General features: G+C 71.0%; 8 protein-coding genes. 6 read left to right on the forward strand and 2 right to left on the reverse strand.

The features are described 5' to 3' along the window. The first annotated feature begins 466 nt into the window (after nt 1–466). From ETD83_RS37010 to ETD83_RS37025, 3 genes are all read left to right on the forward strand, one after another. Nucleotides 467–1717 (forward strand): Mur ligase family protein, encoded by a 1251-nt coding sequence (locus tag ETD83_RS37010; protein WP_138649864.1) that lies wholly within the window; start codon nt 467–469, stop codon nt 1715–1717. Next, entirely contained in the window at nt 1707–2420 is a 714-nt protein-coding gene (locus ETD83_RS37015; protein ID WP_138649865.1) for a type 1 glutamine amidotransferase, read from the forward strand. Before ETD83_RS37010 ends, ETD83_RS37015 begins: the two co-directional genes overlap by 11 nt. 453 nt (nt 2421–2873) lie before the next feature. Next, a complete protein-coding gene (locus ETD83_RS37025; protein WP_230421438.1) occupies nt 2874–3368 on the forward strand; it encodes a pyridoxamine 5'-phosphate oxidase family protein in 495 nt (164 codons plus the stop codon). 52 nt (nt 3369–3420) lie between these two features. On the opposite strand, the gene ETD83_RS37030 is transcribed toward ETD83_RS37025, so the two are convergent. After that, nucleotides 3421–3708 carry a hypothetical protein gene (locus ETD83_RS37030; protein ID WP_138649867.1) on the reverse strand — a complete coding sequence of 96 codons (288 nt, stop codon included), beginning with the start codon at nt 3706–3708 and terminating at the stop codon, nt 3421–3423. A 355-nt stretch (nt 3709–4063) separates the two neighbouring features. Between ETD83_RS37030 and ETD83_RS37035 the strand changes: the two genes are divergently transcribed. Both ETD83_RS37035 and ETD83_RS37040 read left to right on the forward strand, forming a co-directional pair. Further along, nucleotides 4064–4288, forward strand: a complete 225-nt coding sequence (locus ETD83_RS37035; protein ID WP_138649868.1) for a hypothetical protein — start codon at nt 4064–4066, stop codon at nt 4286–4288. Continuing rightward, nucleotides 4285–5820 carry a solute symporter family protein gene (locus ETD83_RS37040; RefSeq protein ID WP_138649869.1) on the forward strand — a complete coding sequence of 512 codons (1536 nt, stop codon included), beginning with the start codon at nt 4285–4287 and terminating at the stop codon, nt 5818–5820. The genes ETD83_RS37035 and ETD83_RS37040 overlap by 4 nt, the downstream gene beginning before the upstream one ends. Nucleotides 5821–5909: 89 nt before the next feature. Here ETD83_RS37040 and ETD83_RS37045 read toward each other — a convergent pair whose 3' ends face one another. After that, nucleotides 5910–6815: an FAD-dependent monooxygenase gene (locus ETD83_RS37045; protein WP_138649870.1), complete on the reverse strand. Its 906-nt coding sequence runs from the start codon at nt 6813–6815 to the stop codon at nt 5910–5912. Between the two features lie 291 nt (nt 6816–7106). Here ETD83_RS37045 and ETD83_RS37050 point away from each other — a divergent pair. Beyond that, nucleotides 7107–7619: snapalysin family zinc-dependent metalloprotease (locus ETD83_RS37050; RefSeq protein WP_138649871.1), on the forward strand; the 513-nt coding region annotated here is incomplete at its 3' end.

Raw genomic sequence — 7619 nt, forward strand, 5'->3', positions numbered from 1 at the left:
GGCCGATAGGGGGGCGACGGGCCCTACCGAGTACACGTCGATCGGCGCCTCGCAGTGTGAACACTTGCCGAGCGTCCCGGGCGTGTCACTACCGCACGTCGGACACTGCATCGCTCAGACCTCGCCTTATAGCCGCTTTGCCCACGCCTGCGATCGGACCCGCCGTCCCGGCGGGCGCCGCCTCCCCGCGAACCAGCAGGGCTCCCGACAAAAGTAGTGGGTGGCGCCGTTCTCGGACGCGTGGTTGGGAATCTGGCGCACCGCCCTCGGAGGACGCACCGAATCACGACATGTCGGCACAGGTCAAGATTGTCCGGATCGGTTTACCGGGCTCCCTGTGATGATGGTCACATCATGCACGCCTCCGATCGGGGATGTTGCGTAACCCGACCGGCGAGCCCTCAGCGGTGCGCGCAGCGGCTAGGCTCGGAGCGGTTTCCCGGCGCATCCAGAGAAGACGGAGTCCATGAGCGATCTTCCGCTGCGTTCGCAGCTGGCCGTCGCGCTCGGTCGTACGGCCGCCAAGATGTCCCGAATGGCGGGCCGCGGGGACGGCTCGGTGATCGGCGGACGGGTCGGCCTCCGCCTCGACCCGGAGCTGCTGACCAGGCTCGCCAAGGACCGCAAGCTCGTCCTCGTCAGCGCCACCAACGGCAAGACGACGACGACCCGGCTGATCACCTCGGCGATGACGCCGCTCGGGGAGGTCGCCACCAACGCCTTCGGCGCGAACATGCCGACCGGCCACGTGTCCGCGCTCGCGGCGGCGCCGACGGCCCGCTACGGCGTGCTGGAGTGCGACGAGAAGTACGTCCCGATGGTCCTGCGGGAGACGGGGGCCAACATCGTCGCGCTGATGAACCTCAGCCGCGACCAGATGGACCGTGCCGCCGAGATCTGGCTGCTGGCCGGCAAGTGGCGCCGCGCGCTGGAGGCGTCCCCGCAGAGCCACGTCATCGCGAACTGCGACGACCCGCTCGTCACCTGGGGCGCGTCCACCGCGAAGAGCGTCACGTGGGTCGCGGCCGGTCAGCACTGGCGCGAGGACTCCTGGTGCTGCCCCGAATGCGGCGGCCCCCTCGACCGGCAGGACACCGACGAGGACAGCGACTGGGCCTGCCGCCAGTGCCACTTCCGCCGCCCCCGTCCCGACTGGACGTTGCAGGGCGACCTCGTCACCGCGCCGGACGGCCGGACGTTCGGGCTCACCGACCTGTCCCTTCCCGGCCGCGCGAACCGCTCCAACGCCCTGGTCGCGCTCGCGGTCGTCGCGCAGTTCGGCGTCCCGCCCGAGCAGGCGCTGCCGCTGCTGTCGCAGGTCACGTCCGTCGCGGGCCGCTACACCACGGTCGAGCACGAGGGCCGGTCGATCCGGCTGCTGCTGTCGAAGAACCCGGCCGGGTGGCTGGAGGCGTTCGACGTCCTGCAGCCGGCGCCCGGCCCCGTCGCGCTGTCCATCAACGCGCAGGGCCCGGACGGCCGCGACACGTCCTGGCTCTGGGACGTCGACTACCGCATCCTCCGGGGCCGTCCCGTCTGGGTCGCCGGCGAGCGCCGCGTCGACCTCGCCGCCCGGCTGGAGGCCGCCGAGGTCTCGTTCACCGTGGTGGACGACATCGACCAGGCGGTCATGGCCGTACCGCCGGGGCACCTCGACGTGATCGCCAACTACACCGCCTTCCAGTCCATCCGAACGAGGTACGGCCGTGTCCTCTGACCGCATCAAGATCGTCTGGATCTACCCGGACCTGCTCAGCACCTACGGCGACCAGGGGAACACGATCGTCCTGGAGCGCCGCGCCGCCCTGCGCGGCATCCCGACCGAGACGGTCAACCTCCGCTCGGACGAGCCCGTCCCCGCCGACGGCGACATCTACCTGCTCGGCGGCGGCGAGGACCGCCCGCAGATCCTCGCGGCGCAGCGCCTCGCGGGCGACGGCGGCCTCGCGCGGGCCGTCCAGTCCGGCGCGGTCGTCTTCGGGGTCTGCGCGGGCTACCAGCTTCTCGGCCACGAGTTCGGCGGCGAGGAGGGCCAGCCCGTCGCGGGCCTCGGCCTCCTCGACATCCGCTCCGGGCGCGGCGAGCAGCGCGCCGTCGGCGAGATCGTCGGCGATGTCGCGGGCGAGCTGAACGTGCCGCGCATCACCGGTTTCGAGAACCACCAGGGCGTGACGCAGCTCGGCCAGAACGCGCGCCCGTTCGCGAGGGTCGTGCACGGGATCGGGAACGGCGACGGTTTCGAGGGCGCCTACAGCGGGCGCGTGCTCGGCACCTACATGCACGGGCCCGCGCTCGTCCGGAACCCGGGCCTCGCCGACCTGCTCCTGCGCTGGGCGGTCGGCCGCGACCTCCAGCCGCTGGACGACTCCTGGGCCGGCCGCCTCCGCGAGGAACGCCTCAGCGCCGTCGCCGCCGGCTGATCCGCCTCGCCTGACTCAGTGCGTCCCGTTTCCAATGGCTGGGACCGGGACGGGGCGTGAGCCGTTGCTGAGCGACTCGGCTCCGGCGACGCCGACCAGGGACGCGGCCACCGCCGACCGGACGGGGATCAACGGCGGCTCGCCTTGTTTCACCGTCGCCCGAAATCCCTTGGAGTACAAGGAACGGTGCCTTCGGCGCCGCGCTCCACCGCCTCCCCGTCGAAGGTGAGCGTGCGCGGCGTGCGCTCGTCCTCGTGTGGCGTGCCACGTCCATGCCGAGGCGGCGGCATCAGGTCGCCGGCTGAAGGCCCATTCTCAGCCCGACCCCACCGACGCGCATATCCGTGGCCTCGCGCAGCGGCGTTCAGCAGGGCAAACGACTCTCCAGGGGCGTCGGCGATGAGTTCGCGCGGCCGCGCGAGTCAGCACTTCGTACCGACTGAGGAGATGCTCATGGACTTTCCGCAGGGCGACGTGCGCCTGCTCCAGACCGATATCGCGCAGCGCCTGCTGCGTTCGACGATCCCGGCCCGCGTCGCCTACACCGCGATCGACGGGACGCCCCGCGTGATGTCGACGTGGTTCACCTGGACGGGCGACGAACTGGTGATGGCGACGTACTTCTACTGCCCCCCGATGGGCATACTGCGTCCGGCGCACCGCCTGAAGGCGCTGCGGGAACGTCCCGACATCGCGGTCACGATCGACACCGAGCCGCAGCCCCCGGAGGTCCTCCTCCTGCGCGGCCGCGTGTCGATCACCGAGGTGGACGGGATGGTGCCCGAACAGGCGCAGGCGGCCCGCCGCTTCCTGGGCGAGGAGGGCGGCGCGGGCTATGTGGCCGGGGCCGAGCACCCCGAGACGCGCATGGCCCGCATCGCGCTGCGTCCCACCTGGGTGGGCGTCCTGGACTTCCAGACCCGGCTGCCCGGCATCATCACTCCCTGACGCCGGCCGGGCGCCCAGACCGCTCCGGCCCTGACCGGCCCGGCCCGGCCGGTCAGCCCTGCTGCAAGGCGGCGAGGCCCTTGCGCAGGTCATCCGCGTTCATCACCGGCTGGATCTCGATCTTCGCGCCCAGCTCCTGGAAGAGCGGCTCCACGATGGTCGGCAGCAACGAGCTGTCCTGCATGTCGAAGACGAAGCTGCAGCAGCGCACGCCCTCGCTGGGGCCGAAATAGGCGGCCTCGGGATTGAGCCGTGACATCAACGACTCCATGATCTGCGGCAGCCTGCCGCTGGAGAGCGCCTCGTTCGCGACCTTGACGTCCAGGTGAGCCCTGAGCATGACTCTCATCGCACTTCCCCCCGTGCGGGCCGGGCCGGGCGCGTCCCCGTCCGCGCTCGTTGGGACCCGGTGCCGTTCCGGAGGAGTGTCCCCCCGTGCTCCGAGCGAAACATCGCCGGACCACGCCTCGGCTGGACGAAGTCGTAGCAGCTCAGGCGCGGAGCGCTGCCGCCTGTGTGTAACGTTCGCGGCACGCATCGCGACCACAGGGGTTCCTCTACGACTTCGTATCTGTTCTCATATACGGAGCTCCCAGCAAGGCGCGCTTACGAGGAGGCGCATCCGGATGACCCGTACTCCCGAACCCCCGCAGAGCGGACCGGACCCCACCCGACCTGAGAACGAACATGACGCCATGGTCCAACGGCACAAGCGTGTCGTGCTCGGCGCCGCGGCGATCACCTTCACCGTCTTCATGGCGTTCCCGATCCTGGCCTCGTTCACCGGCGTCCTCGGCGGCGTCGCGGACGGGGCGGGGGCCGGTTACGCCGCCGGGCTCGCCGTGATCCTGCTGCCCCTGCTCGGCGCGGTCGCCTACCGCCGCTGGACGTCCCGGATCGAGGACGGGGGCCCACGGTGAACGGCACGGCCGTCGCCATCGTCACGGCGCTGATCGCGGTCACGCTGGCGCTGACGACCTACGCGTCCCGGCGGAACAAGAGCACCGCCGAGCACTACGTCGCGGGCGGGCGGATCGGCGGCCTGCAGAACGGGCTGGCCCTCGCCGGGGACCAGCTCTCCGCCGCGTCCTTCCTCGGCATCACCGGCGCGGTGGCGCTGACCGGATTCGAGGGCTTCTACCTGGCCGTGGGCGTTCCCGCCGCGTACCTGCTGATGATGCTCGTGATCGCCGAGCCGCTGCGCAACCTCGGCCGGTACACCCTCGCCGACGCGGTGGCGGCGCGCTTCGACGGCCGCGGGCTGCGCGCCTCGATGGCGGTGGCGAGCCTGGCGATCAGCGTCATCTACATGGTGATCCAGTTCGTCGGGGCGGGCCTGCTCGCGCAGCTCCTGCTCGGTGTCGACTTCCCGGTCGCGGTGATCGTCATCGGCGGGCTGATGACCGTCTACACGATCCTCGGCGGGATGGTCGGCACGACGTACATCCAGGTGTTCAAGGCGGCCGTGCTGATCGTCACCGCGCTGGCCCTGCTGGTGCTCGTGACGGCCGACTACGGCGGCAATCCGCTCGGACCCATGCGGGACGCCGCCGCCCGCTTCGGCGACGGGGTCATCGCACCGCATCAGGGCGGCCTCACCGCGTCGCTGGACACGGTGTCGCTGACGATGGGCCTGGTGCTCGGCATGATGGGCCTGCCGCACGTGATGGTGCGGTTCCTCACCGTCCGCGACGACCGGGCGGCCCGCGACTCCGCCCAGGTCGCGATGTGGATCTTCGCCGGTTTCTTCGCCGCGCTGCCGATCTTCGGGTACGCGGCCCTCGACCAGGTGGGCAAGGCGGCCATCGTGGCCGACAACAAGGCCGGCAACCTCGCCGCGCCCCGGCTCGCCGAGGCCGTCGGCGGCAACCTGCTGTTCTCGATCGTCGCCGCGGTCGTGATGGTGACGATCCTGGCGGTGCTCGCGGGCCTGGCGATCGCCACGTCCGGCGCGATCGCCCATGACCTCTACACCGTCGCGCTCAAGCGCGGGGAGGTCTCGCCGCAGCGCCAGCTCCTGGTCGGACGGTTCGCCGGGGCCGGGATCGCGGTCGTCGCCATCTTGATCGCCCTCTGGGCCAAGACACTCAACATCGCCTTCCTCGGCAACGTGGCCTTCGCCGTCGCCGCGAGCACGACGATGCCGGTCCTGGTCCTGACGATCTACTGGCGGCACTTCAACCGGACGGGCGCGGTCGCGGGCCTGATCGGCGGGCTGGTGTCGTCCATCGGCCTGGTGCTGGCCGGACCCGATGTGATGGGCGACGCGCACCTGTTCCCGCTGACCGTCCCGGCGCTGGTGTCGGTGCCGTTCGGGTTCCTGTGCGCCTGGGCGGGCACCCTCGCCGGCCGCGGCGACGCCGACGCCGCCGGACACCCGTACGACGAACTGGCCAGGCGCGCGTTCCCGGTCGGCGGGCGGAGCCGTCCCGCCCGCGAGGCCCCGGTCTGACCGCCTCGGCGGGACCCCGTCGTGCGCTGGTCCGTATGCCCGAGGGCAACGAGATCGGCATCGGCGGCGCTCCCGCCGAGCCGCACCGATCAATCGGAGGCGTCCTGCGGGACGGCGGGGCCGCCCGCGTGCCGGTTCACCTGCTCCCTGGCGGACCCCGAGACGTGGGCGTAGCCGTTGACGATGGCCTCCAGCGCCGCGGGGTCGATCACGTCCGCCAGGCGGGTGAAGCCGCCGGGGGCGCGGCGGGACCAGTCCTGGCGCTGGGGCGCGGGGTCGCCCGGCCGCCCGGTCCGCAGGCAGATCGCCCAGTTGGTGAGCCGCGTGCCCGGACGCTCTCCCGCCGCGATGGGGTAGACGACCAGCTTGGCGTCGGTGCCATCGGCGATCACCACGGAGGCGCCGGTGCCGAACTCCGGCCAGTCGGTGGCTCCCCGCCACATCATCACGCCGTTCCAGCGCGGCGGCCCCTCGTCCGGAAAGAGGATGGACCGGACCGTCGAGTGGATGCCGTCGGCCCCCACCAGCACATCACCGTGCGCGGACGCCCGCGTTTCACCGCTGCGGCCGGTGAAGTGGGCGCGGACGCTCTCGGCGTCCTGCTCGAAGCCGGTCAGCCGATGCCCCGTCCGCACGGCGTCCGGGCCGAGCCGCTCGCGCACCGCCTCCAGCAGCACGCCCTGAAGGCGGCCGCGATGCACGCTGATCTGCGGATAGTCGAACCCCGCATAGCGCCCGCAGGGCCTGCGCATGATCTCCTGCCCCAGCCGATGGGCGTAGATCAGCTCGCGGGCCTGGACTCCCGCGCCCCCAAGCCGGTCGAGGAGCCCCACCACGGCCAGTTCTCTGACCGCGTTCGGCAGCATATTGACCCCGACGCCCAGCTCGCGGATCTGCTCGCTCCGCTCATAGATCTCGCAGTCGATGCCCCTGTGGTGCAGCCGCAGTGCCGTGATCAGCCCGCCGATTCCCGCGCCCACGATGACGACCTTCATGGCTCTCCCGCCTGATCGGAGCCGCGCGACCACTTGAGGATTCTTCAAGTCTGCATCACGACGACCCCGTACCGCGCCGATCTTCGTGATCATCTTCGCGGGACGTTCTTCGGCTCCATCAGCCAAGCGGGCCCGCGCGGTCACGGCAAGTAATGCCATTCAAGTAATGGTATGGGCATTTGATATGTGCATTGCGAGTCTTTATAAGGCTACCCTCCAAAACGTCGGTTCCACGAAACACCGGCAGCACGGGGGCAACCGGTTCATGCAACCTACGAGAAGGAGCCGGAGTTGTTCCCAACCAGATTGATCGCCGCTGTTCTCGGCGGCATTGTCGCGCTCGTACTGGTCGGTGCTCCCAGCGCCACGGCGGCCCCGCGACGGGCGGCCGCGCAGACGACGATCTACTACGACTCGACACGGGCGGCCGAGCTCAGCACCCTGGTCGACGAGGCCGCCGAGATCTGGAACACCCGCGTCACGAGCGTCCGGCTGGTGAAAGGACCGGCCGGCATCACCGTGACCACCGCCCAGAACGGATCGGCCCCCGGGACGGCCAGCTGCGTCGGCTGCACGCGCGGGCAGATCTACTTCTACCGCAACCAGATCCAGCAGTCCGGCGCGGCGCCGCTGCGCGTGATCGTCCACGAGTTCGGGCACATCCTCAGCCTCCAGCACCCGTCGGACATCGGGAACTGCGAGAAGGTGATGGCCGGTGGACGCTGCGAGAACCCCTACCCCAGCGCCGCCGAGAGCGCGGCGGTCGAACGCTTCTGGGCACGCGCCTGGCGCCCCGCCCAACCC

Source organism: Actinomadura soli, from assembly GCF_005889715.1.
Lineage (GTDB): Bacteria > Actinomycetota > Actinomycetes > Streptosporangiales > Streptosporangiaceae > Spirillospora > Spirillospora soli.